Here is a 24,930-nt window from a genome sequence, read left to right as displayed (position 1 = left end):
ACTTTTATGCGGTTTCTGGACTATTCTAACTATAAGAAAGCCTAGGATTCTATTATGCATGCCAACGACGCAGCTTCCGCTTATAAGGTTAAAAAAACAGGGATATTTATTGCGGCGGTAGCGTTGCTGGTTTTCATCTTGTCCATGGCTTGCCTGCGCCTCAATCATTACGCCGAACCCTTGTCCCCCTTATGGCTTGTCACCGCCGTTATGCTGTCGGTGCTGTTTTCCTGTCCGTGGCGCCGCTGGCCGGCGATGATACTGTGCTGCGCACTGGCGGTCATTGCCGCCCATAGGCTGATGGCGGAGGATATGCCGGCCGCATTGCCCCTGATCGGCATTTCCTTTGCCGAGGCCGCCTGCGGCGCCTGGCTGCTGAAATGGACGTTAGATCCCCTCGATCCGCTGGACGGCATCGTGCCCTGGATGAAGTTTTTCCTGATTGCGGTGCTCCTGATCCCCTTTCTCGGCGCGCTGGCCGCGGGTTTCCTGGCCGCGCCCGCCCATATCGGTTTCATGGCGTTCGCGCCGCAGTGGTTTACCGCCGAGGCCACCGGCGTCCTGGCGCTGACGCCGGTGGGCATGCTCTGCCGGCACCTGACGCTGCCGCTGATGCTAAAACAGCGATCCTGGCTGGAACTGCTGCTGATGATCCTGCTGACGCTGGTTATCAGCTATTTTGCCCTGCGGTTTTTCCCCTTCCCCTTTACCATTATTATTCTGCCGCTGCTGATGGGCGCCATACGCTTGCCGCGCTTTGAAGCCTTCGGCCTGTTTTTAGTCGCCACCCTGGCATTATTCATTACGCTGAGTACCGGGTTTATCAAGGTGGGTTCACCCACCAGCAATCACCTCGCCATTTTATTGCATATACCGCTGTTGATGATCCTGATCCCCGCCAATGCGATGGCCATGGTCATGTACGCCTTTCGCCTGGAACGCGGCCATATCATGCAAAGCGAGACCCGTTTTCGCAACGCCATGGAGTATTCCGCCATCGGCATGGCCTTGGTCTCGCTGGAAGGCACCTGGATGCAGGTGAATAAAGCGCTGTGCCGGTTCCTCGGCTATGAGGCCGCCGAACTGAAGAAGCTCAGTTTCCAGGAGATCACCTATCCGGCCGATCTCAGCTCCGATCTTATCCAACTCAACGATCTGGTTAACGGCCATATTGATAGCTATACGCTGGAAAAACGCTATATCCGCGGCGATGGGGAAATTGTCTGGGCGCTGCTGGCGGTATCCGTGGTGCGCGACCAGAAGAGCAAGCCGCTCTATTTTATTTCCCAAATAGAAGATATCAGCGAAATCAAACACAACAATATTATCAACCAGCGCCTGATGGAGCGGATTACCCTGGCCAACGAGGCGGGCGGCGTCGGTATCTGGGAGTGGGATGTCGAGGCGAAAATCATGAGCTGGGATAAGCGCATGATGGAAATTTACGCCATGCAATCCGGCGAAACCGTCAGCTATGACTATTGGCTGGCGCGCATTATCGATGAAGACCGGCCTTTGGCCCTGCAAACCCTGAACGAATCCCTGGAGGAAAATAAGCCGTTCCTGCTGGCATTCCGCATTCGCCATCCCGGCGGGGAAATCCGCCATATCCGCGCCTACGCCAATATGCTGATGGATGAGAACGACCGGGTGGTGCGCATGCTGGGCGTCAATCTGGATATGACCAGCGAGGTCCGCCTCCGGGAGGCCCTGCACGAGGAAAAGGAACGGCTGCATATTACCCTTGATTCCATCGGCGACGCGGTGATTTCCGTGGATCAGGCGATGCGCGTCAATTTCATGAACCCGGTGGCGGAAAAGATGACCGGCTGGCGCCAGGAGAACGCCCATGGCCGGCATATCGACAGCATTATGCATATCAGCCTCGGCGTCGATGGCCCGCGGGTGGGCATGTCGATGGACGATGTCAATGCCGGGCCCCAGGAGGCGTTGACCCTGCGCCAGGATCTGGTGCTCAACAACCGCAAAGGCACGCTGTTCGATATTCATTACAGCGCCACGCCGCTTAAGAACCTGAAGGGGGAAATCCTGGGCGCGGTGCTGGTTATCAAGGATGTCAGCGAGTCGCGCCAGTTGCTGTTGCAGCTCAGTTACAATGCGTCCCATGATGTCTTGACCGGCCTGCCGAACCGGGCCAGTTTCAAACAGCATCTTGACGCCGCGCTCCTGACGGCAACGCGCGAAAAACGCCGTCACGCCCTGGTCTGTATCGATCTGGACCGGTTCAAGCAGATTAACGACACGGCCGGACACGCGGCGGGCGACGCCTTGCTGCTGGAGCTCGGCCTGCTGATGCAGGACAATATCCGGCAGTATGATTGCCTGGCGCGGCTCGGCGGCGACGAGTTTGGCCTGCTCCTCACCGATTGTCCCTTACCCGAGGCACAGGGTCTGGCCCAGCGCGTCATCGATGCGGTTAACGCCTACCGCTTTTATTGGCAGGAGCATTTATTCCGTATCGGCGGCAGCGCCGGCGTCACGCTGATATCGGCGGATAATTGCGATGCCAAGGAAGTCATGGCCCAGGCCGACAGCGCCTGCTATGCGGCAAAACATAGCGGCCGCGGCCAGGTATTGTTATACGAGGCGCGGCAGGATCCCGCCGGCCCCGCGTCGGTAACACAGGATATCCTGAGCCGCGAGCGGCTGCTTGATATGATGGATAACGAGGGTCTCCACGTGCAGATCGAGGCGGTCGCGCCGCCCGATGCCAGGCTTGAAGTGGGTTTCTACCTGATAAGTTTCGTCATCCAGGGCCGGGACGCATTACTGGTCAGCCAGGAAGATTTTATGCGCGCGGCGCGGGCGCGTCATTTGTCGCTGGCGGTGGATCGCTGGCTGCTAGGTCAGATCTTCACCGTCCATGGCGCCGCCATCGCCGCCCAGGGGATTTGCCTGGTACTCCCCCTTTCCATGGCAGGGCTGGCCGACGCAGACGTGATGGATGAGCTGCTGTCTCTCGGCGAGCGCCATCCTTTACTGAACGCGCGCCGGCTGATTATCAGTCTCGACGGCGAGGATTTCATGGCCGCTTATCCCGCCGCCGGGCTGGCCGCGGACCGGTTGCGCCAGTACGGCTACCACATCATGCTTAATCAGTTCGGCGCCGATTTAGGCGCGTTTAACAAGCTGAAAGCGGGGCATATCGATTATATCAGGCTGCCTGACCCGTTTATCGCCAATGTTCATTGCAGCCAGATGGACGATATTATGGTCAGGGTGATCCACGGCCATATCCATCGCCTGCGGGCGCGCTCCCTGGCCGGTCCCGCCGACCTGCCCGCCACGCTCGCCGCCCTTGCCGCCATCGGCGTCGATTTCGCCGCCGGCGAAACCGTAGGCCAGAGCCTGCCGCTGTCCACCCTATTGAATAAAGGCTATTTCACTGTTCAATAATCGTCGCGCGCCGTTGCCTGCTCCCCGACATTGCTGTAAAGTTCCCCGCCTCATCGGCATGGGGAGGCAGCGATGTTTATTGGTTTTGACTACGGTACCGCGAACTGCTCGGTCGCGGTGATGGACGGCGACCGGCCGCGCTTATTGCCGCTGGACGGCGCATCGCCCTATATGGCCTCTATGCTTTGCGCGCCGACGCGCGAGGCTGTCAGCGAATACCTGCATCAGTTCTGGCAGGTGCCCACCGGCAGTGATGAAAATCAACGGCTGCTGCGCCGGGCGATTAACGCCAACAGGGAAGAAGATATCGTCCTGACGGAGCAAAGCCTGCAGTTCGGCGGGCAGGCGCTGGCAAATTATATTGCCGATCCCGAAGAGGTTTATTTCGTTAAATCGCCTAAATCCTTCCTGGGCGCCAACGGTCTCAAGCCGCAGCAGATTGCGCTGTTCGAGGATCTGGTCTGCGCCATGATGCGTTATATCAAACGCCAGGCCGAGGCGGCCTTGTCCACGCCCATTACCCAGGCCATGATTGGCCGGCCGGTCAATTTCCAGGGCACCGGCGGCGAGGAAGCCAACCGTCAGGCCCAGGCTATTTTGCAGCGGGCCGCCTCACGCGCCGGGTTTACCGATATCGACTTCCAGTTCGAGCCGGTGGCCGCGGGGCTGGATTTCGAAGCCACCCTCGATCGGGAAAAAATTGTCCTGGTGGTGGATATCGGCGGCGGCACCACCGACTGCTCGCTGCTGCTGATGGGGCCGGAATGGCTGAAGCAGCGGGATCGCCGGCAAAGCCTGCTGGGGCACAGCGGCTGCCGCGTCGGCGGCAACGATCTGGATATCATGCTCGCGTTTAAATCGCTGATGCCGGAGCTGGGCCTGGGCGGCATGACGGAAAAAGGCCTGGCGCTGCCCGCCCTGCCGTTCTGGCAGGCGGTGGCGATTAACGATATCCCGGCGCAGGGTGATTTTTACAGCAGCAATAACGGCCGGTTCCTGCGTGAACTGATCCGCGACGCCGCCGATCCCGAACGCGTCGGCGCCTTACTGCAGGTCTACCGGCAGCGGTTAAGCTATCGCCTGGTGAAGAGCGCGGAAGAGAGCAAAATCGCCCTGTCCAGCGAACCGGCGACCCGGGCGGGCCTGGAGTTTATCCGCCCCGGCATGCAGGTGCCCATCTGCCAGGCGGAACTGGAGGAGGCCATCAGGGCGCCGCTGGGCCGGATCCGGCAACAGGTGGACGACGTGCTGGCGCAGGGCGCCGCGCCGCGGCCGGATGTGGTCTATCTCACCGGCGGCAGCGCCCGCTCGCCGCTGTTGCGCCAGGCGCTTGAGCGCAGCCTGCCGGACATTCCGATCGCCGGCGGCGATGATTTCGGTTCGGTCACCGCCGGACTGGCGCGCTGGGCGCAGCGCCAGTTCATCGCCTGAAGCCGGGCGGCGGCCGTAGCGCTTGGCCGGCGGCTTAGCGCGGCAACCCGCCGTCGGTTTCCAGCAGGCCCTGGCGGATGATAAAGGCGATCAGCGTATCCAGGCCGTCGCCGGTTTTCAGGTTGGTGAACGCCCAGGGGCGCGCTGGCCGCATCCGGTTGGTATCGCGCTCCATCACCTCCAGCGATGCGCCGACGTAGGGCGCCAGATCGATTTTATTGATCACCAGGAAATCGGATTTGGTAATGCCCGGCCCGCCTTTGCGCGGGATCTTCTCCCCTTCCGCCACGTCAATCACGTAAACGGTCAGATCGGCCAGCTCCGGACTGAAGGTCGCGCTCAGGTTATCGCCGCCGCTTTCGATGAAAATAATGTCCAGATTGCCGAATTTGCGCGCCAGATCCTCCACCGCCGCCAGGTTCATGGACGCGTCCTCGCGAATGGCGGTATGCGGGCAGCCGCCGGTTTCCACACCGACGATGCGATCGGCCGCCAGCGCGCCCGCCTCGGTGAGGATGCGCTGATCCTCCCTGGTATAAATATCGTTGGTCACCACCGCCAGCTGGTAGCGATCGCGCAGCGATTTACACAGCACCTCCAGCAGCGCGGTCTTGCCGGAACCCACCGGACCGCCGACGCCGACGCGTAAGGGTTGTTTATATTCTTGCATCTTGACTCCCGAATAACATCGCAAAATAGCGCATCGTCCCATGGCCCGTCCCGTGCCCAGGCCAGGGGGCGAAGCGTCCGCCGCTTGCGCCCGATAATGACATCATCAGGAACGAAACAGGCGTGAATACTGGGTTTCATGGCGGGACGACGCAATGGCCTGCAGCGGAAAACTGCCGCCCAGCGCATCGTCATCCAGCCGCCCGGCGCGGGCGAATGCCGCCGGCAGCAGCGCGGACAGCTCACGCAACAGGCTTTGCGCCTTCTGCTGGCCGAACGGCACCAGCTTCAGCCCCGCCATGACGCCGCTTTCCAGCACGCTGTAGCCGTAGCCCATGGCCAGCGCCTCCAGAGGAATCGCCCATTGCCAGCCCAGCCAGGCCATACCCGCCAATTGGCTCTGGCGCAGCGCCGGCAGCCATGCGCCGTCCAGCGGCAGGTCCGGCCATTCCAGGATCAGCCGGCTTAACGCCTGGCCCCGCTGCTGTTCTTCGCGCCTGAGCTCGCAGGTCTCGCGCGCGGCCAGCAGAAAATCGCTCCAGCGGGCAAACTGCCCGCTGTCATCCGCCGCGCAGGCCCGGTACAGGCGGATCAATACCGGCCAGTCCAGGCCGCCTAAGGTGTCGGCGATAATCTGCCGCTGCCAGTCGGCAAAGGCGTCGCCTGACATAACCCAGCCCGCCTCCACCGCCCATTCCAGCCCCTGCGAATAGGTAAAGCCGCCCACCGGCAGGCTGGGGCTGATAAGCTGCATCAGGCGCAGCAGCGCGGTTTGCTCCAGCATATCAGTGCGGATGATGATGGCCATGGGGCGCGCTCTGGTACGCCCCGGCCTCGGGTTCGAACGCCGCCTGCTCGGTCCTGACCGCCGCGCCCAATCCCATCACCATGGCGTCCAGCACATGATCGTGCTGATAGCGCACCCAATCGCGCTCGATCTGCAACGGCACATGGCGGTTGCCCAGGTGATAGCAGACCCGCGCCAGCAGCAGCGTATCGCGCGCATACACCGTGGAGACGGTTTCAGGCGCGGCAATCACCCGCACGACTTCGCCGCCGTCTTCGGTGGCAAGCACGTCCCCGCCGCGGATCACCTGCCCGCGCGGCAACAGCAGGCCGGCCTCGCGGCCGTCGTCCAGCCGCACCTGGGCCCGGCTCTTGATGCGTGTATCCAGATCCAGCGTCACGGTGGCGGTAGCCGCCAAAGCCTTATCAAGGTGTTTCGTTAAAACAATCATCCTGATTCCCGACTCGGTTAAAAAAGAAAATAGCGCTGCGCCATCGGTAAGATATCGGCGGGCTCGCAGGTCAGGAGTTCGCCGTCGGCCCGGACCTGATAGGTCTGCGCGTCCACCTCGATGGTGGGCTGCCAATGATTATGGATCATATCGGCCTTCCTGACGTGGCGGCAGTGCCTGACCTCGCCCAGCAGGCTTTGCAGGCCCAGCCGGCCGGCCAGGCCGTTGCCGTACGCCGCCTGGGACAAAAACGTCATGCGCGTGGCGTGGCGCGCGCCGCCGAGCGCGCCGAACATCGGGCGGTAGTGGACCGGCTGCGGCGTGGGAATCGACGCGTTGGCATCGCCCATCGGCGCCATGGCGATCATGCCGCCCTTAATGATAAGCGCCGGCTTGACGCCGAAAAACGCCGGCGACCACAGTACCAGATCCGCCAGCTTGCCGCGCTCGATGGAGCCGACCTCATGGGATATGCCGTGGGTGATGGCCGGGTTGATGGTGTATTTGGCGATATAGCGCTTTACCCGGAAATTGTCGTTGCGCTCACCGTCCGGCGCCAGCGGGCCGCGCTGCACCTTCATTTTATGCGCCGCCTGCCAGGTGCGCAGGATCACCTCGCCCACCCGGCCCATCGCCTGCGAGTCGGACGACAGCATGGAAAACGCGCCCAAATCGTGCAGGATATCCTCGGCGGCGATGGTTTCACGCCGGATGCGCGATTCGGCGAACGCCACGTCCTCGGCGATGCCGGCGTCAAGATGGTGGCAAACCATCAGCATATCCAGATGCTCGTCGATGGTGTTCACCGTATAAGGCATGGTGGGGTTGGTGGATGAGGGCAGGATGTTCGCGTGGCCGCACACCTTGATGATATCCGGCGCATGGCCGCCCCCCGCGCCCTCGGTATGATAGGTATGGATGGTGCGATCGCCGATGGCGGCCAGCGTATCCTCGACAAATCCCGCTTCGTTCAGGGTGTCGGTATGGATAGCCACCTGCACATCATAATTATCCGCCACGCCCAGGCAGCAATCGATGGCCGCCGGCGTGGTTCCCCAGTCCTCATGCAGCTTCAGGCCGATGGCCCCGGCTTCCACCTGTTCGGCCAGCGCTGCCGGCTGCGACGCGTTGCCCTTACCGGTAAAACCGATATTGACCGGCAGGGTTTCCGCCGCCTGCAGCATGCGCGCCAGATACCAGGGACCGGGGGTGCAGGTGGTGGCGTTGGTGCCCGCCGCGGGCCCGGTGCCGCCGCCGATCATGGTCGTTACGCCGGCGCAGATGGCTTCTTCCACCTGCTGCGGGCAGATAAAATGAATATGCGCGTCGATACCGCCGGCGGTGACGATTTTGCCCTCTGCCGCCACCACTTCAGTGCCGGGACCGATGGGGATGGTCACCCCGGGCTGGATGTCCGGGTTGCCTGCCTTGCCGATGCCGACGATCCGTCCGTCCTTGACGCCGATATCCGCTTTAACGATACCCCAGTGATCGATAATCAGGGCGTTGGTCAGCACCAGATCGACACAAAACGCCGACGTCATCTGCCCCTGCCCCATGCCGTCGCGGATCACTTTGCCGCCGCCGAACTTTACCTCTTCGCCATACAGGGTAAAGTCCTTTTCCACTTCGATCCACAGCTCGGTATCCGCCAGCCGCAGCCGGTCGCCCACCGTGGGGCCGAACATTTCCGCATAGGCGCGGCGGGAAATTCTGCTCATGACGATGACTCCAGCTTACCCATGATTTCCCCGCGAAAGCCGTAGACTTCGCGTTTGCCCGCATAGGCCACCAGGGTAACGTCCCGGGATTGTCCCGGCTCGAAGCGCACCGCCGTGCCGGCGGCGATATCCAGCCTGAACCCGCGCGCCGCCGCGCGATCGAACTTCAGCGCCGGATTAACTTCGAAAAAATGGTAATGCGATCCCACCTGTACCGGCCGGTCGCCATGGTTGGCGACGGTAACCGTCACGCGATCGCGGTCGGTGTTAAGCTCGATATCGCCCTCGGCGATACACATTTCACCAGGTATCATAACGCCTCGCTGCTTGTCAGATTATCGGATCGTGGACCGTCACCAGTTTGGTGCCGTCGGGGAAGGTCGCTTCCACCTGCACGTCGGGGATCATTTCCGGCACCCCTTCCATCACGTCATCGCGGGTTAATACCTCGCGGCCCAGGCTCATCAGTTCGGCCACCGTCAGCCCGTCGCGCGCGCCCTCCAGGATCGCGGCGCTTATCAGCGCCACCGCCTCCGGATAATTCAGCTTCAGCCCACGGGCCTGCCGCCGTTCCGCCAGAAGGGCGGCGGTAAACAGCAACAGCTTGTCTTTTTCTCTTGGCGACAATTCCATTCTTCAACTCCTCAGGTTGCCCAGATACGCGGGGGCGACGCTTCCAGCCCCAGCATCCCGGGCCGTAAACAGGCCCAGATCCGGTGCAGCAGATGCTGCAGCCGCTGGTTATCATTATCCAGCACCCGTACGACCAGCAATGAATCCAGCAGGCTGGCGCCGGCCGCCGGCGCATGGGCGGCGTCGAGCAGCAGACGCACCTCGGCCAGCATCTTCTCGGTGACGGGGGTGGCATAAAAGGTCGCGCTTAGCGGATGGCCGCCCAGTTTTTCCAGCCGGCCCGCGCTGATGCGCAACCGCTCGAACAGGCCCGGCGATCCCGGCAGGATAATGCGCAGGGACGCATCCAGGCTACCGGAGGTAAAGGCTTCGCCGGCCGCCGGCCGGCCAAGGCACAGGGTTTCAAAGCCCAGCAGGCGCGCGCCTGGGGCCAGCCGGAACTCGGTATCGATAGCCACCCTGGCGGCCGGGAACAGGATATTATCCTGCGGCAGCCATTCAAGTATGCTGTCCTCGCCGAGCGAAAATCGCTGCGACACCCGGGCCAGCTGGCCCGCGCTGCGGTAAAATTTGGTGGCGCCCGGCATGGTCAGCAGCGCATGACTCTGCGCCGCCATGGCGACCGATAATTCAAGCCGGTCACCGCCGACCACGCCGCCCGGCGGATGCAGCAAATAGACGTGGGGGTGATCGGCCTGGGGATAAAACGCCCGCTGCACCCGGTAGGGTCCGCTATGCCGCCGGGTCGTCAGCAACGTCCGGCCGTGGCGCCGCTCGAATCCCAGCGCGAGCTTACCCAGCCAGCCCGCGGGCGGCGGCACGGGTAGAACAGTGTCGTTTGTCATAGCACCCTACTGCACGGCATACCATGGCCTTGTAGTGACAGGCCATGAGATAACAAGTCCAAAGCCTTTCCGTAGCAATATTTAAGCCAATTCTCAACCGGGGATCACCTGTGCTCACGCCCTCATGGCGCACCATATTAGTGCCATGCCTGCACCCCAAGCGGTAACAGCGATAAAAATGCGCCATGCCGGTGCGCAAGGGTGAACGCGCTATAACGCCAACACCGCCTTCCCCGGCGGGAAAAACAGGGTTACCCGCCGACCCGGGTTCAGCTATAGGGCGAGATAAAATTAACCGTTGGGCGCGTTAAGGCACCGGGGATTAGGGGGCTAAAATGGCGTTAAGCCAAGGCGCCAGAACCGCGCAACATGGCGTACAGGGCGGTATCCCAGCGCTCCCGGCCCACTTTGGCCGAGCTGCGGCGCACGCCTTCGCGGATAAAACCCAGTTTTTCATAGGTGTGGATTGCCGCCTGGTTAAAGGTGTAGACATTCAGTTCCAGACGCTCAATCAGCGGCTCGGCAAACACCCGCTGCACAATGGCGCTCAGGAAGGGGATGGCGATGCCCTGCCCCCGGTTGGCGGGGTTCACGGCCACCCGCCCCAGCAGGGCGACGCCGTTGCGCCAGTCAAAAGTCACCTGGGCGGTAGCGGTGGCCGCGCCGGGCTCCCCGGCGCAAAACAGCCATCTCCGGGGAGGCGTGCCGGCCGATTCGCCGAGCATTTCAGCTAATTGCGGCGGATCCAGGGGAAAACGCGGCAGGGGACCGCCCCATTGCGCCAGCTCTTTTTCGGTGTTAAACCAGCGGCAGATGCCGGGAAAATCAGCTTCCGCCATATGACGTATATTCATTCTACCCCGCCGTGTAAGGACATTAACCCGACCCTGGGATATCTGTCCCGAAATGGACCTCATCCCGGCCGCTTTTGGCCTGTACTATATCAATATATTTTGTTAAAAATCACAAGTTGCCGTCAAACTTTATCACGTGGGGACAAGATGCTTGAATTACGCCCGAACTGCGAACGCTGTGATTGCGATTTACCCCCCGCAAGCCATCAGGCGCGCATCTGTTCTTATGAATGCACCTTCTGCGCCGACTGTGCCGCCAATGAACTTAATAATACCTGCCCCAACTGCGGCGGAGAATTAACTGCCAGGCCCATCCGTCCACCCCACCGGCTTAAACTGCATCCGGCCTCGACACGGCGTATTATTGCAAAACGTTAACTTTCAGCTATCGAATCCATCTATGAAAGCAGCTATCAAAGATAAGGCATTAACGTAATATGCTTTCATCGGCGACAAAGGAATGATGACCATTCGGTGCTGGCCGATAGATAAAGGATTAATACCCTTATCCGGCCCACTTTTTGTGCATAAAATTAACGTTATCCGAGGCAAAAAATGTATAATTTTTCACGTTTTCAGGCAAAAGAATTGGCATTGGCCTATATGAGCGGCAAGGCCACCGGCCTGACGCCGGAAGAATTTTTTCAACAGGTGATGAAAGCGGAAAAATCCTTTGATTCCCTGATCAGAACAGGAACCGCGCAGCCCGCCAAGGGTGTGCTGGTCAAATCCTTTTAACGCCCGCGGGCGGGAAAGTGAAGCCGCCCGCCCGGTATGATGCCCTACCCGGCGCGTGGCTCCTCCCGGCATGGCTGCGCGCCGCGGCCGCGAGGTTTATTTCCAGGCGCTGGCTTCATCCAGCACGCGGACATCCTCGGCGCTGAGCCGCAGTTCAAGCGCTTGCGCCAGTTCGTCAAGCTGTTCCACCGACGTTGCGCTGGCAATAGGCGCCGTGATGCCGGGCTGCTTGAGATTCCAGGCCAGCGCCACCTGGGTCGGCGTGACCTGGTGCTGCTCGCTGACGGCATCCAGCGCCTTCAGGATGCGCAGGCCGCGCGGGTTTAAGTATCCCTCGACCACGCTTTGCCCGCGCGGGCTTTTGGCGGCATCTTCGGCGGCGCGGTATTTACCGGTCAGGAAGCCGCTTGCCAGCGCGTAAAAGTTGATTACGCCAACGCCATGCGCGGTCACCACCGGCGCCAGGTTTTGCTCGTATTCCTGGCGATCGTAGAGATTAAACTTGGGCTGCAGCGTTTCATAACGCGCCAGGCCATTCTGTTCGCTGATGCGCAGCGCCTGCGCCAGGCGTGGACCTTCATAATTCGACGCCCCGATGGCCCGCACCTTGCCTGCTTTAATCAAGGCGTCGAACGCGGCCAGGGTCTCCTCCAGCGGTACGGACTTGTCGTCGTCGTGGGATTGATACAGATCGATATAATCGGTTTGCAGGCGCTTAAGCGACTCTTCCACCGCGCGTTTGATATACCCCGCCGACAGCCCCTTTTTATCGCCGCCCATGGGCTTGCCCACCTTGGTGGCGATAATCATCCCGTCCCGCCTGCCGCTTTTTTTCAGCCACTCGCCGATAATGGTTTCGGATTCGCCGCCCTGGTTGCCGTCAACCCAGGCCGAGTAGACGTCGGCCGTATCGATGAAATTCAGCCCGCGCTCCGCCAGGGCGTCAAGCAGGCGAAAAGACATCTGCCGGTCGATGGTCCAGCCAAATACATTGCCGCCGAATGCCAGCGGCGGCACGGTAATCCCGGAACGGCCCAGTGTTCTTGTTTCCATGGTGATACCCCCTTATTGCTGTTGAGCGTTACTATTTTGCCATGCTGACTACCTTAGCACTCCCCAGGTTACGCGCCAGCCTTTGCCGGCTCTCCCGCGCCTCCCGCTCCAGCCAGTGCTTGAACAGCGTAAGCGAAGGCGACAGGACCTTTTGCTCAGGATGAATCAGATAATAAGAGGCGCCGCTTTGTATGCACAGCGGAAACGGCGCCGTCAGGCGCCGGGCCTCAAGATCGAACTCCAGCAGGCAGAGATCGCCCATGGCGATGCCATATCCCTGCAGGGCCGCGGTCATGGCCAGATCCAGCGTGTCAAAATGCTGCGCCTTGGTCAGCGGCGCTACGTCGCAGCCCGCCGTCTTTAACCATAATAGCCAATCGCGGCGATCGCGGGTGGGATGAAGCAGGGTTTTATCCGCCAGCCGGGCGACGTCGGCGTCAGGCGCGGTCCACAGTGCCGGGATGCACACCGGAGTGAGTATTTCATCAAACAGCGGGGTGGCCTGGATGCGTTTATTCTCCGGCCGGCCGAAGATCACCGCCGCGTCAAAATGTTCGCTGGCGAAATTAACGCCGTGCGAGAATGAGGTGGTCAGGGCGATATCGATTTCCGGATGCTGGTTTTGCAGTTGCATAATGCGCGGCAGCAGCCAGCGCATGGCGCAAGTGGGGCATTTTACCCGCAGCGTGCCCGTGCGCCTGGCGGCAAGGGCGAGCGTGGCGTCGATTTGCCCCAGCGCCTGCTGCAGCGGCGCCAGCAGGGCGGCGCCCTGCTCGGTCAGTTCCAGTCCCCGCGCCTGGCGAATAAACAGCGCGCAGCCCAGGTGCCGTTCCAGGCCGGCTATCTGGCGGCTGACGGCGCCCTGGGTGAGATGCATATGTCGCGCGGCATGAGTGAAATTTAGCCGCTCAGCGACTACGATAAAGGTTTTCAGCACGTCCAGCGAGGGCAGCGGATTCATGATTCGGCTCCGGATAACAGCAGGATTGATGAAACATCCACGGGCATGGCTCCAGTGGTAATAGGGCCGGCGAAGGCGGCTGCGCCGCGCTGATGAGATTATCGCCGCGCTCCAGGCATGTTCCCGGCGCATGGCATGCATGATAAAGGATCGGTTGTCGCGCGGCCGGATATGTTGCTTAATCATGATTCATCCAGCCTTACGTGTCACGGCTTTTGCGGTTTTAACCCTACCAGGAGGTTGTTCCCATGCAGAGCGTTATTCCCCCCAGGTCTAAGTTGCCCGATGTCGGCACCACGATCTTCACCACCATCGGACAGCTGAGCGCCGAGCACCAGGCCCTGAATCTGTCCTCGGGGGCGCCAAGCTTTGACTGCGATCCGCTGTTGATAGACGGCGTGGCGAAAGCCATGCGTGCCGGACATAACCAGTATGCGGCCATGCCGGGACTGATGGCCCTGCGCGAGGCGCTGGCGGATAAAGTCGAGCGCCTGTACGGCTGCCGGTATGATCCTGAAAGCGAAATCACCATACTCGCCAGCGCCAGCCAGGGGCTTTACAGCGCCATCAGCGCCCTGGTGCATCCGGGCGACGAGGTGATCTATTTTGAACCGGCGTTTGACAGCTATTCCCCCATCGCCCGCTTGCAGGGGGCGGTGCCGGTGCCGGTGAAAATCCCGCTGGAGCAGCACGCTATCGATTGGGACGCGGTGGCCGCGGCCGTGACGCCGCGCACGCGCATGATTATCGTCAACAGCCCGCATAACCCTACCGGCATGGTGTTCAGCGAAGAAGATATCCAGCGGCTGACCGCCCTGACCGCCGGCACCGATATCCTGATCCTCTCCGACGAAGTGTATGAGCATATGGTGTTCGACGGCGCGCCTCACCGCAGCATGGCGGCGTATCCCGCCCTGGCCGAGCGCAGCGTGGTGGTTTCGTCCTTCGGTAAAACCTACAGCGTCACCGGCTGGCGCGTGGGGTATTGCCTGGCGCCGGCCGAATTGATGCTGGAAATCCGCAAGGTGCATCAGTTTATGGTTTTTGCCGCCGATACGCCGATGCAGTATGCGTTTGCCGAAGCGTTGGGCAAGCCGGAAAGTTATCTCGGCCTGGCGGCTTTTTACCAGCAAAAGCGCGATATACTGACCCGCGCCCTGCGCGATTCGCCGTTTAAACTGCTGCCCAGCGCGGGCGGTTTTTTCCTGTTGGCGCAGTTCAGCCATTTCTCGGCGGACAGCGATAACGATATGGTTATAAAATTAATCCGCGATGCCAAAGTCTCGTCGATACCCCTGTCGGCGTTTTACAGCGACGGCACCGAAACCGGCATGATCAGGCTCAGTTTCGCCAAAGATGAAGCCACGCTGCGCGAAGGCGCGCGCCGGCTTTGCGCATGGCGCCAGGCGTAAGTGGCCGGGATGGCCGTATTTTTTTGACGTTCACACACTACCTATGACGGGACACGACAATGAAAAAAATAGCGACACTGTTGATATTGGCCTGCGGCATGGCCGCGCTGCCGGCCATGGCGGCCGAGGGCAAAATCCGTTTTGGCCTGGAAGCGCTTTACCCGCCGTTTGAATCCAAATCGCCGAGCGGTGAATTGCAGGGGTTCGATATCGATTTGGGCAACGCCGTGTGCCAGGCCGCCGGCGTCAAATGCGAATGGCTGGATACCTCATTCGATGGTTTAATCCCGGCGCTGCAGGGGCGCAAATTCGACGCCATCAACTCGGCGATGAATGTCACCGAGAAGCGCCGCCAGGCCATCGATTTTACCCAGGTGATCTATCGGGTGCCCACCAAACTTATCGCCCGCGCCGACGCGGGGCTGCAGCCGACCCCGGACGCGCTGAAAGGTAAAAGCATCGGCGTGCTGCAAGGCTCCATCCAGGAATCCTACGCCAACGCCCACTGGGCCGGCCAGGGCGTGAATGTGGTGGCCTACCAGGATCAAAACCAGATCTATATGGATTTGACCTCCGGCCGCCTCGATGGCACGCTGGTGCTGGCGCCGGCCGGGCAGTCCGGTTTCCTGTCCCAGCCCCAGGGCAAGGGTTTTGCGTTTAGCGGACCCGCGGTCAGCGATGACGCCATCCTCGGCAGCGGCATCGCCTTCGGCATTCGCAAAGGCGACGACGCCCTGAAAAAACAGCTGGACGACGCCATCGCCAAGGTGAAGGCCCAGGGAACCATCGGCACCCTGGCGAAAAAATATTTCGGCGATATCGACGTGTCCGCCCCCGACTGATGCGTCCGCAGGCCCCGGAAAGCACTTTTCGGGGCAATATTCATACCAGAACGACAAACCCTGACAATACCTCCACACTTCCTCCATTTTTACCCGCGTTTTTTTGGCTAAACTGGGTATATCATTCTTATTTTATGCGGGAACGTGCGATTCTGATGCCTTGTCCGCATGATTACAGGTATAGCGATACATGAAGGGTAAACGCAATGGACGCTTATTGCTCCTGATAACGACACTGCTGATCCTCCTTATCGGCGCGTTTTTCATATGGCGGCATGTCCGGGAACAGCCCGCCGCCGAACCCACCGCCGCCGCCCGGCCGGGCGCGGCCCGCCCCGAGACCGGGCGGCGTGGCGGCCGCGCCGGGCGCCACGCGCAAACGCTGTCGCCGGTGCAGGCGGCCACCGCGCAGTCCCGATCGGTGCCGCGGTTTCTCACGGGCCTGGGCACGGTGACCGCCGCCGGCACCGTCACCGTAAGGAGCCGGGTGGACGGCCAGCTGATGGCGCTGCATTTCGCCGAGGGCCAATGGGTCAAGGCGGGGACGTTATTGGCGCAAATCGATCCGCGGCCGTTTGAGGTGGCGCTGCTGCAGGCCAAGGGGCAGTTGGCGAAGGACCAGGCGACGCTCGCCAACGCCCGGCAGGATATGGCGCGCTACCAGCAGTTGGTCAAAACCAGCCTGGTCTCCCGTCAGCAGCTCGACACCCAGCAATCATTGGTGCGCGAGGCCGAGGGCACTTTGCTGGTGGACCAGGCGGCGGTGGCCAGCGCCGAGCTGCAGCTGGCCTACAGCCGCATTACCGCGCCGATGGACGGCCGGGTCGGCCTGCGCCAGGTGGATGTGGGTAATTTTATCACCAGCGGCGATACCACGGGCATCGTGGTGCTGACCCAGACGCGGCCGATCGATGTGCTCTTTACGCTGCCGGAAAGCGATATTCCAAGCGTTATCGCCGCGCAGAAAACCGGCAACGCGCCCCTGATTGAAGTATGGGATCGCACCAATAAAACCAAGCTGACCGAGGGCGCGCTGCTCAGCCTGGACAATCAAATCGACGCCACCACCGGCACGGTAAGGCTTAAGGGCCGCTTTGCCAATGCCGACGACAGCCTGTTTCCCAATCAGTTCGTCAATATCCGCATGAAGGTGGACACCTTGCAAAACGCGGTGGTGATCCCCCCCGCCGCGGTACAGATGAGCAACGACGGCCATTTTGTCTGGGTCCTGAACGATGACGACCAGGTGAGCCAGCACCGGGTCACCACCGGCATGGAAGACAGCCAGCAGGTGGTGATCACCGCCGGCCTGCAGGCGGGGCAGCGGGTGGTTACCGACGGTCTTGACCGGCTGACCGAAGGGGTCAAGGTCGAGGTTATCGCCCCCGCCAGCACGCAGCCCGCCGCAGGCCCCCGCGCCCCCGCGCGCCGCGGGGAAAAATCCTGATGGAGTTGCTGCCGTCCAGCCATAGCGGCGGCCCCTCGCGCCTGTTTATCCTGCGGCCGGTCGCCACGACGCTGCTGATGATCGCCATCCTGCTGGCCGGTATCCTCGGCTACCGGACGCTGCCGGTGTCGGCGCTGCCCGAGGTGGATTATCCCACGATCCAGGTGGTGACGCTGTATCCCGGCGCCAGCCCGGACGTGGTCACCTCCGCCATCACCGCGCCGCTGGAGCGGCAGTTCGGCCAGATGTCGGGATTAAAGCAAATGGCGTCGCAAAGCTCGGGCGGCGCGTCGGTGGTTACGCTGCAGTTCCAGCTGTCGCTGCCGCTTGACGTGGCGGAACAGGAAGTGCAGGCGGCCATCAATAACGCCACCAACCTGCTGCCGGACGATCTGCCCAATCCGCCGGTATACAGCAAGGTCAATCCCGCCGATCCGCCCATTATGACGCTTGCGGTCACGTCGACATCCATGTCGATGATCCAGGTGGAAGATATGGTGGAAACACGGGTGGCGCAGAAAATTTCCCAGGTCAGCGGCGTGGGGCTGGTCTCGATTTCCGGCGGCCAGCGCCCGGCGGTGCGGGTCAAGCTTAACGCCCCCGCCCTGGCGGCCTACGGCCTTGACAGTGAAAGCGTGCGCACCGCCATCGACGCCGCCAACGTCAATTCCGCCAAGGGCAGCCTGGATGGCCCGCAGCGTTCGGTAACCCTGTCGGCCAACGATCAGATGAAATCCGCCGAGGATTACCGCCGGCTAATCGTCACCTGGCAAAACGGCGCGCCGGTGCGGCTGCGCGATGTGGCGACCATTGAACAGGGCGCCGAGAACAACCGCCTGGGCGCCTGGGCCAACCGTCAGCCGGCCATTGTCATGAATATCCAGCGCCAGCCCGGCGCCAATGTCATTACCACCGCCGACAGCATCCGCGCCCTGTTGCCGTCGTTGACCGCCAGCCTGCCGAAATCGGTCACCGTCTCGCTGCTGGCCGACCGTACCGACAATATCCGCGCCTCGGTCAGCGATGTGCAGTTTGAACTGTTGCTGTCCATTGCGCTGGTGGTGATGGTGATTTACCTGTTCCTGCGCAATGCCGCCGCCACCATTATCCCCGCCGTGGCCGTGCCGCTGTCGCTGGTGGGCACCTTCGGGGTGATGTATCTGCTCGGATTTTCCGTCAATAACCTGACCCTGATGGCGCTGACCATCGCCACCGGTTTTGTGGTGGACGACGCCATCGTGGTGATCGAGAACATCTCCCGTTATATCGAACAGGGGGAAAAACCCCTGGCGGCGGCGCTGAAGGGCGCCGGCGAGATAGGCTTTACCATTATTTCCCTCACCGTGTCGTTGATCGCGGTGTTAATCCCGCTGCTGTTCATGGGCGATATCGTCGGGCGGCTGTTCCGGGAATTTGCGGTGACCCTGGCGATAGCCATCCTGATTTCGGCGGTGGTGTCCCTGACCCTGACGCCGATGATGTGCGCGCGCATGCTGAGCTACGAATCCCTGCGCCGGCAGAACCGCTTTACCCGCGCCAGCGAAAGGCTGTTCGAACAACTGGTGGCCGGCTACGGCCGCTGGCTGCGCAAAGTGCTGTTTCATCCCTGGCTGACGCTGTCGGTGGCGATTGCCATGCTGGCGCTGACCATTGTCCTGTACCTGGTTATCCCGAAAGGATTTTTCCCCACCCAGGACAACAGCGTGATCCAGGGCACGGTGCAGGCGGCGCAAAGCGTGTCGTTCAGCAATATGGCCCAGCGCCAGCAGGAGGTGCTGTCGGTCGTCATGCGCGATCCGGCGGTACAAAGCGTATCCTCGCTGATTGGCGTGGACGGCGCCAACGCCACGCTGAACAGCGGACGGCTGCAGATCAACCTCAAGCCGCTGGATAAGCGCCAGGACAGGATCGGCGTGGTGATCGAACGCCTGCAGCGGGCCACCGCCGGCCTGACCGGCATCCAGCTTTACCTGCAGCCGGTGCAGGACCTGACCATCGATACCCAGCTCAGCCATACCCAGTATCAGTTTACCCTGCAGTCCTTGTCCCTGACCGATTTGGGTAAATGGATACCGCCGCTGCTCACCCGGTTGCAAAGCCTGCCTCAGCTGCGGGATGTCAGCAGCGATTTGCAGGATCGCGGCCTGGAAGCCTATATCAAGGTGGACCGGGACAGCGCCAGCCGCCTGGGCGTCAGCATGGCCGATGTGGCGAACGCGCTGTATAACGCCTTTGGCCAGCGCTTGGTTTCCACCATCTATACCCAGGCCAACCAATACCGCGTGGTGCTGGAGCAGGATACCGACACCCTTTCCGGGCTCGCGGCGCTCGACGATATCCGCATCAGGGGCGCCGACGGCAATATGGTGCCGCTCAGCGCCATCAGCAGCGTACAGCAGCGCCTGGGCGCCTTGTCCATCAACCATCTCGAGCAATTCCCCGCCGCCACCGTTTCGTTCAATCTCGCCCCCGGGTATTCGCTGGGCCAAGCGGTGCAGGCCATTACCCAGGCGGAACAGGATCTGGATGTGCCCGACTCCGTGGCCACCCGGTTCCAGGGCAGTACGCTGGCGTTCCAATCGGCGCTGGAGAGCACCGTATGGCTTATCGTGGCGGCCATCGTGGCGGTGTATATCGTGCTGGGCGTGCTGTATGAAAGCTTTATCCATCCGGTCACCATCCTGTCCACCCTGCCCACCGCCGGGGTGGGCGCGCTGCTGGCGCTGATCCTGTCCGGCCACGAGCTGGACGTGATAGCCATAATCGGCATTATCCTGCTGATCGGCATCGTCAAGAAAAACGCCATCATGATGATCGACTTTGCCCTGGCCGCCGAACGGGAAAAAGGCATGACGCCCTATGACGCCATTTTCCAGGCGTGCCTGCTGCGCTTTCGCCCGATCCTGATGACCACCCTTGCCGCGCTGTTCGGCGCCCTGCCGCTGATGTTCAGCACCGGGGTCGGGGCGGAGCTGCGCCGGCCGCTGGGAATTTGCATGGTGGGCGGGCTGGTGGTGAGCCAGGTGCTGACATTGTTCACCACCCCGGTGATCTATCTGCTGTTCGACCGCCTGTCGCGCCGCGGCCGGGCCGTTGTCGATAAGCCGGAAACGACATGAAATTCTTCGCCCTGTTTATCTACCGCCCGGTGGCCACGCTGCTGCTGACGCTGGCGATTGCCCTGTGCGGGGTGATAGGCTTTCGCCTGCTGCCGGTGGCGCCGCTGCCGCAGGTGGATTTTCCGGTGCTGCTGGTCACGGCGTCCCTGCCCGGCGCCTCCCCCGAGACCATGGCCTCGTCGGTGGCCACGCCGCTTGAGCGGGCGCTGGGCCATGTGGCCGGCGTCAACGAGATGACGTCCACCAGCGCCCTGGGCACCACGCGCATTATCCTGCAGTTTGATTTTGACCGCGATATCAACGGCGCCGCGCGCGATGTCCAGGCGGCGCTGAACGCGGCGCAAAGCCTGCTGCCCAGCGGCATGCCCAACCGGCCGCAGTACCGCAAGGTGAATCCGTCCGACGCGCCGATCGTGATCCTGACCCTGACCTCGGACACCTACAGCCAGGGCCAGCTTTACGATATCGCGTCCACCCAGCTGGCGCAGAATATTTCCCAGATGGACGGCGTCGGCAATGTCACGGTCGGCGGCGGCTCGCTGCCGGCGGTGCGGGTCGAGCTCAATCCCCAGGCGTTGTTCAACCAGGGCGTGTCGCTTGACGAAGTGCGCGAGGCCATCAGCCAGGCGAACGTGCGCCGTCCGCAGGGGGCGCTGGAGGACAATCAGTCCCGCTGGCAAATCCGCACCAACGACGCCCTGTCTACTGCGCGGGAATACCAGCCGCTGATTGTGCACTACCAAAACGGCGGCGTGGTGCGGCTGCAGGACGTGGCCGACGTGCGCGATGCGGTACAGGATGTGCGCAACGCCGGCATGGTCAACAGCAAGCCGGCCATTTTGATCGTGATTTTCCGCTCCCCCGACGCCAATATCATTTCCACGGTGCAAAGCATCCGGGCGGCCATCCCCGCCCTGCGCGCCTCGATACCGGCCGGCATCGAGATGAACGTGGCGCAGGATCGCTCGCCGACTATCCGCGCCTCCCTCGACGAAGTGGAACAGTCGCTGGTGATAGCGGTGGCGCTGGTGATCCTGGTGGTCCTGCTGTTCCTGCGCTCCTGGCGCGCGACGCTGATTCCGGCGCTGGCCGTGCCGGTGTCGCTGATCGGCACCTTCGCCGCCATGTATCTGTGCGGGTTCAGCCTGAATAATATCTCGCTGATGGCGCTGACCATCGCCACCGGTTTCGTGGTGGATGACGCCATCGTGGTGGTGGAGAATATCGCCCGTCACGTGGAATCCGGTATGAATCCCCTGGCGGCGTCCCTGCTGGGGGTGCGTGAAGTGGGTTTTACCGTACTGTCGATGAGCCTGTCCCTGGTGGCGGTATTTATTCCGCTGCTGCTGATGAGCGGCCTGCCGGGCCGGCTGTTCCGCGAGTTCGCCGTGACGCTGTCGGTGGCTATCATGATTTCCCTGGTGGTGTCGCTGACGCTCACGCCCATGCTTTGCGCCCGCCTGCTGGGCAGGGATACCGCGCGCGCCGCTAAAAAAACCGATCGGTTTACCGCCCTGCTGCTGCGGCTGCAGGGCGGCTACGCCCGTTCGCTGCGCTGGGTGCTTAATCATGCCGGCTGGGTGCTGGTGCTGTTTTTGGCCACCCTGGCGCTGAATGTATGGCTGTATATCGCCATACCCAAAACCCTGATGCCGGAGCAGGATACCGGGCGGATACAGGGGTTTATCCAGGCCGATCAGAGTATTTCCTTCCAGGCGATGCGCGGCAAGCTGCAGGACTTTATGAAAATCGTGGCGGCCGATCCGGCGGTGGACAATGTCACCGGGTATACCGGCGGCTCGCGCACCAATGCCGGCTCGATGTACATCTCCCTGAAGCCGTTATCCGAACGCCGGGAAAACTCGCAGGAAATTATCGCCCGCCTGCGCGCCAAGCTTGCCCGGGAGCCGGGCGCCGATCTGTATTTGTCGGCGGTGCAGGATATCCGCGTCGGCGGGCGGGAGTCCAACGCCGCCTACCAGTACACGCTGCTGGCGGACGATCTGGCGGATCTGCGCGCCTGGGAACCCAAGGTGCGCCTGGCGCTGGCGGCGCTGCCCGAACTGGCCGATGTGAACTCCGACCAGCAGGATAAAGGGGCGGAGCTGGGATTGATCTATAATCGCGACGTGCTGTCCAGCCTGGGTCTGGCGGTCTCGGACGTCAATAATCTGCTTAACAATGCGTTCGGCCAGCGCCAGATATCCACCATCTACCAGCCCCTGAATCAATATAAAGTAGTGATGGAAGTGGCGCCGGCCTATACCCAGGACCCCAGCGCGCTGGACCACATGTTTTTGATCAACAGCGCCGGCCAGCCGATCCCGCTGTCGGCGTTTGCCCAATGGCAACCGGCCAACGCCCCGCTGTCGGTTAACCACCAGGGACTGTCCGCTGCCTCGACCATCTCCTTTAACCTGCCGGAAGGCGTGGCGCTGTCCACCGCCTCCGGCGCCATCGAACGCGCCATGACGGAATTGGGCGTGCCCGCCAGCGTGCGCGGCACCTTCGCCGGCACGGCCAAGGTCTTCCAGCAGACCCAGCAATCCCAACTGTGGCTTATCATCGCCGCCATCGCCACGGTGTATATCGTGCTGGGGATCCTCTATGAAAGCTATGTTCATCCGCTGACCATCCTGTCCACCCTGCCCTCGGCGGGCATCGGCGCGCTGCTGGCCCTGGAGGCGTTCAGCGCCCCGTTCAGCCTGATTGCCATGATAGGCATCCTGCTGCTGATAGGCATCGTCAAAAAGAACGCCATTATGATGGTGGACTTCGCCCTGACCGCCCAGCGGCAAAGCGGCATCAGCGCGGCGGATGCCATTTTTCAGGCCTGCCAGTTGCGCTTTAGGCCCATTCTCATGACCACCCTGGCCGCGCTGTTCGGCGCGCTGCCGCTGGTGATCGGCAGCGGCGACGGCGCCGAGCTGCGCCAGCCCCTGGGCATTACCATCGTCGGCGGGCTGGTGGTCAGCCAGTTGATGACCCTGTACACCACGCCGGTGATTTATCTGTTTTTTGATAAATTGCGTCTGAAAGGGCGTCCGTCCCGCGCCGGCATCGTTATCCCCGAGCAAGAGTAACCGCGATATGCAATGGCATCCCTTTCATCATAACACCGCCCCCGCCGACCCCCGGCCCTCCGCTTCTGTGCACTGGCAGCTGTGGACGGTGGCCTTTGGCTTTTTTATGCAAACGCTGGACACCACCATCGTCAATACCGCCTTGCCCTCGATGGCCCATAGCCTGAAGGAAAACCCGCTGCATATGCATTCGGTTATCGTCTCCTATGTGCTGACGGTGGCGGTGATGCTGCCGGCCAGCGGCTGGCTGGCGGACCGGTTCGGGGTGAAAAAGGTTTTTTTCAGCGCCATCGTGCTGTTTACCCTGGGTTCCCTGCTGTGCGCGCGGGCCGGGTCGCTGCAGGAACTGGTGCTGTCACGGGTGGTGCAGGGCATCGGCGGCGCGATGATGGTGCCGGTGGGCCGCCTGACGGTGATGAAAATCGTGCCGCGTTCGCAGTATATGGCGGCGATGGCGTTTGTCACCATGCCGGGGCAGATCGGGCCGCTGATCGGTCCCGCCCTGGGCGGCTTCCTGGTGCAATACGCCAGCTGGCACTGGATCTTCCTGATTAACCTGCCGGTGGGGATTGTCGGCGCCCTGATCACCTGGCTGCTGATGCCGAACTACAAAATGGAAACCCGCGGCTTTGATATCGGCGGATTTTTCCTGCTGGCGGTGGGCATGGCCACCATGACCCTGGGGCTGGAAGGCCATAAAGGGCTGAATATCCCCGCGGCGTATATCGTCGGCCTGATGCTGACCGGCCTGCTGGCGCTGTTTGGCTACTGGCTGCACGCCAGGCGCAATGAAAACGCGTTGTTCAACCTGCGGCTGTTTGAAACGCCCACCTTCGCCATCGGCCTGCTCGGCAGCCTGCTGGGCCGCATCGGCAGCGGCATGCTGCCATTTATGACGCCGCTGTTTTTACAGCTCGGCATGGGCTACACCCCTTTCCACGCCGGGCTGATGATGATCCCGATGGTGATAGGCAGCATGGGCACCAAACGCATTATCGTGCAGTTGGTCAACCGCGCCGGTTATCGGAACGTCCTGACCGGCGCCACGCTCGGGCTGGCGGCGGTGAGCCTGGTGTTTCCGCTGGTGGCGCTGGCGGGCTGGACTTACGCCATTCCGGTGGTACTGTTTTTCCAGGGCGTGGTTAACGCCATGCGTTTCACCTCGATGAACACCCTGACGCTCAAGGATCTGCCCGATCCTCTGGCCAGCGGCGGCAACAGCCTGTTATCGATGGTGATGCAGCTGTCCATGAGCCTGGGCGTGACCACGGTGGGCATCCTGCTGGGCTTGTTTGCCGGCGGCCAGGCGCCGCTGGCGACAGGGGATATCCACGGCGTGTTTATCGCCACCTATTTATGCATGGCGGTGGTGATTGCCCTGCCGGCGCTGGTATTTATGCGCGTACCGCCGGACACCTCGCCCAATGGGCTATTATCCCAAAGCGACCCGAAGGGCCAATAAGGCGT

20 protein-coding genes are annotated in these 24,930 nt (G+C 61.9%); 10 read left to right on the top strand and 10 right to left on the bottom strand.

What is annotated here, in order from left to right; translation table 11 throughout:
• Nucleotides 1-54 precede the first annotated feature (54 nt).
• A complete protein-coding gene (locus ACL2XN_RS24790; RefSeq protein ID WP_413729676.1) occupies nt 55-3,417 on the top strand; it encodes a diguanylate cyclase in 3,363 nt (1,120 codons plus the stop codon).
• Nucleotides 3,418-3,489: 72 nt separating this feature from the next.
• Nucleotides 3,490-4,848 carry a molecular chaperone gene (gene yegD, locus ACL2XN_RS24785; RefSeq protein WP_413729674.1) on the top strand — a complete coding sequence of 453 codons (1,359 nt, stop codon included), beginning with the start codon at nt 3,490-3,492 and terminating at the stop codon, nt 4,846-4,848.
• Nucleotides 4,849-4,882: 34 nt separating this feature from the next.
• On the opposite strand, the gene ureG is transcribed toward yegD, so the two are convergent.
• From ureG to ACL2XN_RS24745, 8 genes are all read right to left on the bottom strand, one after another.
• Nucleotides 4,883-5,518 carry an urease accessory protein UreG gene (ureG, locus tag ACL2XN_RS24780; protein ID WP_413723401.1) on the bottom strand — a complete coding sequence of 212 codons (636 nt, stop codon included), beginning with the start codon at nt 5,516-5,518 and terminating at the stop codon, nt 4,883-4,885.
• Between the two features lie 105 nt (nt 5,519-5,623).
• A complete protein-coding gene (locus ACL2XN_RS24775) occupies nt 5,624-6,301 on the bottom strand; it encodes an urease accessory protein UreF (RefSeq protein WP_413723478.1) in 678 nt (225 codons plus the stop codon).
• A gap of 1 nt (nt 6,302) precedes the next feature.
• Nucleotides 6,303-6,755, bottom strand: a complete 453-nt coding sequence (gene ureE, locus ACL2XN_RS24770) for an urease accessory protein UreE (RefSeq protein WP_413723402.1) — start codon at nt 6,753-6,755, stop codon at nt 6,303-6,305.
• Nucleotides 6,756-6,772: 17 nt separating this feature from the next.
• Nucleotides 6,773-8,476 carry an urease subunit alpha gene (ureC, locus tag ACL2XN_RS24765; protein ID WP_413729673.1) on the bottom strand — a complete coding sequence of 568 codons (1,704 nt, stop codon included), beginning with the start codon at nt 8,474-8,476 and terminating at the stop codon, nt 6,773-6,775.
• Nucleotides 8,473-8,790, bottom strand: coding sequence for an urease subunit beta (locus tag ACL2XN_RS24760; protein ID WP_410014070.1), 318 nt, complete (start codon nt 8,788-8,790; stop codon nt 8,473-8,475). The genes ureC and ACL2XN_RS24760 overlap by 4 nt, the downstream gene beginning before the upstream one ends.
• 16 nt (nt 8,791-8,806) lie before the next feature.
• Nucleotides 8,807-9,109, bottom strand: coding sequence for an urease subunit gamma (locus tag ACL2XN_RS24755; RefSeq protein ID WP_323476240.1), 303 nt, complete (start codon nt 9,107-9,109; stop codon nt 8,807-8,809).
• 11 nt (nt 9,110-9,120) lie between these two features.
• A complete protein-coding gene (locus tag ACL2XN_RS24750; RefSeq protein WP_410014069.1) occupies nt 9,121-9,954 on the bottom strand; it encodes an urease accessory protein UreD in 834 nt (277 codons plus the stop codon).
• A 341-nt stretch (nt 9,955-10,295) separates the two neighbouring features.
• Complete coding sequence (locus ACL2XN_RS24745) at nt 10,296-10,808, bottom strand: GNAT family N-acetyltransferase (RefSeq protein WP_413723403.1); 513 nt, start codon at nt 10,806-10,808, stop codon at nt 10,296-10,298.
• Between the two features lie 147 nt (nt 10,809-10,955).
• Here ACL2XN_RS24745 and ACL2XN_RS24740 point away from each other — a divergent pair, with 147 nt between their 5' ends.
• Together ACL2XN_RS24740 and ACL2XN_RS24735 are read left to right on the top strand one after the other, a co-directional pair.
• Entirely contained in the window at nt 10,956-11,186 is a 231-nt protein-coding gene (locus ACL2XN_RS24740; RefSeq protein WP_410014067.1) for a DUF1272 domain-containing protein, read from the top strand.
• 177 nt (nt 11,187-11,363) lie between these two features.
• Nucleotides 11,364-11,546 carry a hypothetical protein gene (locus tag ACL2XN_RS24735; protein ID WP_410014066.1) on the top strand — a complete coding sequence of 61 codons (183 nt, stop codon included), beginning with the start codon at nt 11,364-11,366 and terminating at the stop codon, nt 11,544-11,546.
• A gap of 96 nt (nt 11,547-11,642) precedes the next feature.
• On the opposite strand, the gene ACL2XN_RS24730 is transcribed toward ACL2XN_RS24735, so the two are convergent.
• Both ACL2XN_RS24730 and ACL2XN_RS24725 read right to left on the bottom strand, forming a co-directional pair.
• Entirely contained in the window at nt 11,643-12,599 is a 957-nt protein-coding gene (locus ACL2XN_RS24730; protein WP_413729671.1) for an aldo/keto reductase, read from the bottom strand.
• Nucleotides 12,600-12,630: 31 nt separating this feature from the next.
• Complete coding sequence (locus ACL2XN_RS24725; RefSeq protein WP_410014064.1) at nt 12,631-13,560, bottom strand: LysR substrate-binding domain-containing protein; 930 nt, start codon at nt 13,558-13,560, stop codon at nt 12,631-12,633.
• Nucleotides 13,561-13,808: 248 nt separating this feature from the next.
• Here ACL2XN_RS24725 and ACL2XN_RS24720 point away from each other — a divergent pair, with 248 nt between their 5' ends.
• From ACL2XN_RS24720 to mdtD, 6 genes are all read left to right on the top strand, one after another.
• Nucleotides 13,809-14,972: a methionine aminotransferase gene (locus ACL2XN_RS24720; protein WP_410014063.1), complete on the top strand. Its 1,164-nt coding sequence runs from the start codon at nt 13,809-13,811 to the stop codon at nt 14,970-14,972.
• Nucleotides 14,973-15,031: 59 nt separating this feature from the next.
• Nucleotides 15,032-15,814: an ABC transporter substrate-binding protein gene (locus ACL2XN_RS24715; RefSeq protein ID WP_413721144.1), complete on the top strand. Its 783-nt coding sequence runs from the start codon at nt 15,032-15,034 to the stop codon at nt 15,812-15,814.
• 190 nt (nt 15,815-16,004) lie between these two features.
• A complete protein-coding gene (locus ACL2XN_RS24710) occupies nt 16,005-17,261 on the top strand; it encodes an MdtA/MuxA family multidrug efflux RND transporter periplasmic adaptor subunit (protein ID WP_410014061.1) in 1,257 nt (418 codons plus the stop codon).
• Nucleotides 17,261-20,380, top strand: coding sequence for an MdtB/MuxB family multidrug efflux RND transporter permease subunit (locus ACL2XN_RS24705; RefSeq protein WP_413727886.1), 3,120 nt, complete (start codon nt 17,261-17,263; stop codon nt 20,378-20,380). Before ACL2XN_RS24710 ends, ACL2XN_RS24705 begins: the two co-directional genes overlap by 1 nt.
• Entirely contained in the window at nt 20,377-23,463 is a 3,087-nt protein-coding gene (mdtC, locus tag ACL2XN_RS24700) for a multidrug efflux RND transporter permease subunit MdtC (protein ID WP_413721145.1), read from the top strand. The genes ACL2XN_RS24705 and mdtC overlap by 4 nt, the downstream gene beginning before the upstream one ends.
• A gap of 106 nt (nt 23,464-23,569) precedes the next feature.
• Nucleotides 23,570-24,925, top strand: coding sequence for a multidrug transporter subunit MdtD (gene mdtD / locus ACL2XN_RS24695; RefSeq protein WP_413731023.1), 1,356 nt, complete (start codon nt 23,570-23,572; stop codon nt 24,923-24,925).
• Nucleotides 24,926-24,930 lie beyond the last annotated feature (5 nt).

Source organism: Sodalis sp. RH22 (assembly GCF_047324165.1).
Lineage (GTDB): Bacteria > Pseudomonadota > Gammaproteobacteria > Enterobacterales > Enterobacteriaceae > Acerihabitans.
This window is presented reverse-complemented; position numbering and strand designations above follow the sequence as displayed.

Bases quoted from the DNA above. Each gene is read 5' to 3' on its own strand.
- ACL2XN_RS24735 (WP_410014066.1), top strand. From the start codon at position 11,364: ATGTATAATTTTTCACGTTTTCAGGCAAAAGAATTGGCATTGGCCTAT.
- ACL2XN_RS24725 (WP_410014064.1), bottom strand. From the start codon at position 13,560: ATGAATCCGCTGCCCTCGCTGGACGTGCTGAAAACCTTTATCGTAGTC.
- ureE (WP_413723402.1), bottom strand. From the start codon at position 6,755: ATGATTGTTTTAACGAAACACCTTGATAAGGCTTTGGCGGCTACCGCC.
- ACL2XN_RS24715 (WP_413721144.1), top strand. From the start codon at position 15,032: ATGAAAAAAATAGCGACACTGTTGATATTGGCCTGCGGCATGGCCGCG.
- ACL2XN_RS24705 (WP_413727886.1), top strand. From the start codon at position 17,261: ATGGAGTTGCTGCCGTCCAGCCATAGCGGCGGCCCCTCGCGCCTGTTT.
- ACL2XN_RS24790 (WP_413729676.1), top strand. From the start codon at position 55: ATGCATGCCAACGACGCAGCTTCCGCTTATAAGGTTAAAAAAACAGGG.
- ACL2XN_RS24745 (WP_413723403.1), bottom strand. From the start codon at position 10,808: ATGAATATACGTCATATGGCGGAAGCTGATTTTCCCGGCATCTGCCGC.
- mdtC (WP_413721145.1), top strand. From the start codon at position 20,377: ATGAAATTCTTCGCCCTGTTTATCTACCGCCCGGTGGCCACGCTGCTG.
- ACL2XN_RS24750 (WP_410014069.1), bottom strand. From the start codon at position 9,954: ATGACAAACGACACTGTTCTACCCGTGCCGCCGCCCGCGGGCTGGCTG.
- ACL2XN_RS24730 (WP_413729671.1), bottom strand. From the start codon at position 12,599: ATGGAAACAAGAACACTGGGCCGTTCCGGGATTACCGTGCCGCCGCTG.
- ACL2XN_RS24740 (WP_410014067.1), top strand. From the start codon at position 10,956: ATGCTTGAATTACGCCCGAACTGCGAACGCTGTGATTGCGATTTACCC.
- ACL2XN_RS24775 (WP_413723478.1), bottom strand. From the start codon at position 6,301: ATGCTGGAGCAAACCGCGCTGCTGCGCCTGATGCAGCTTATCAGCCCC.
- mdtD (WP_413731023.1), top strand. From the start codon at position 23,570: ATGCAAACGCTGGACACCACCATCGTCAATACCGCCTTGCCCTCGATG.
- ACL2XN_RS24760 (WP_410014070.1), bottom strand. From the start codon at position 8,790: ATGATACCTGGTGAAATGTGTATCGCCGAGGGCGATATCGAGCTTAAC.
- ACL2XN_RS24720 (WP_410014063.1), top strand. From the start codon at position 13,809: ATGCAGAGCGTTATTCCCCCCAGGTCTAAGTTGCCCGATGTCGGCACC.
- ureG (WP_413723401.1), bottom strand. From the start codon at position 5,518: ATGCAAGAATATAAACAACCCTTACGCGTCGGCGTCGGCGGTCCGGTG.
- ACL2XN_RS24710 (WP_410014061.1), top strand. From the start codon at position 16,005: ATGAAGGGTAAACGCAATGGACGCTTATTGCTCCTGATAACGACACTG.
- ACL2XN_RS24755 (WP_323476240.1), bottom strand. From the start codon at position 9,109: ATGGAATTGTCGCCAAGAGAAAAAGACAAGCTGTTGCTGTTTACCGCC.
- ureC (WP_413729673.1), bottom strand. From the start codon at position 8,476: ATGAGCAGAATTTCCCGCCGCGCCTATGCGGAAATGTTCGGCCCCACG.
- yegD (WP_413729674.1), top strand. From the start codon at position 3,490: ATGTTTATTGGTTTTGACTACGGTACCGCGAACTGCTCGGTCGCGGTG.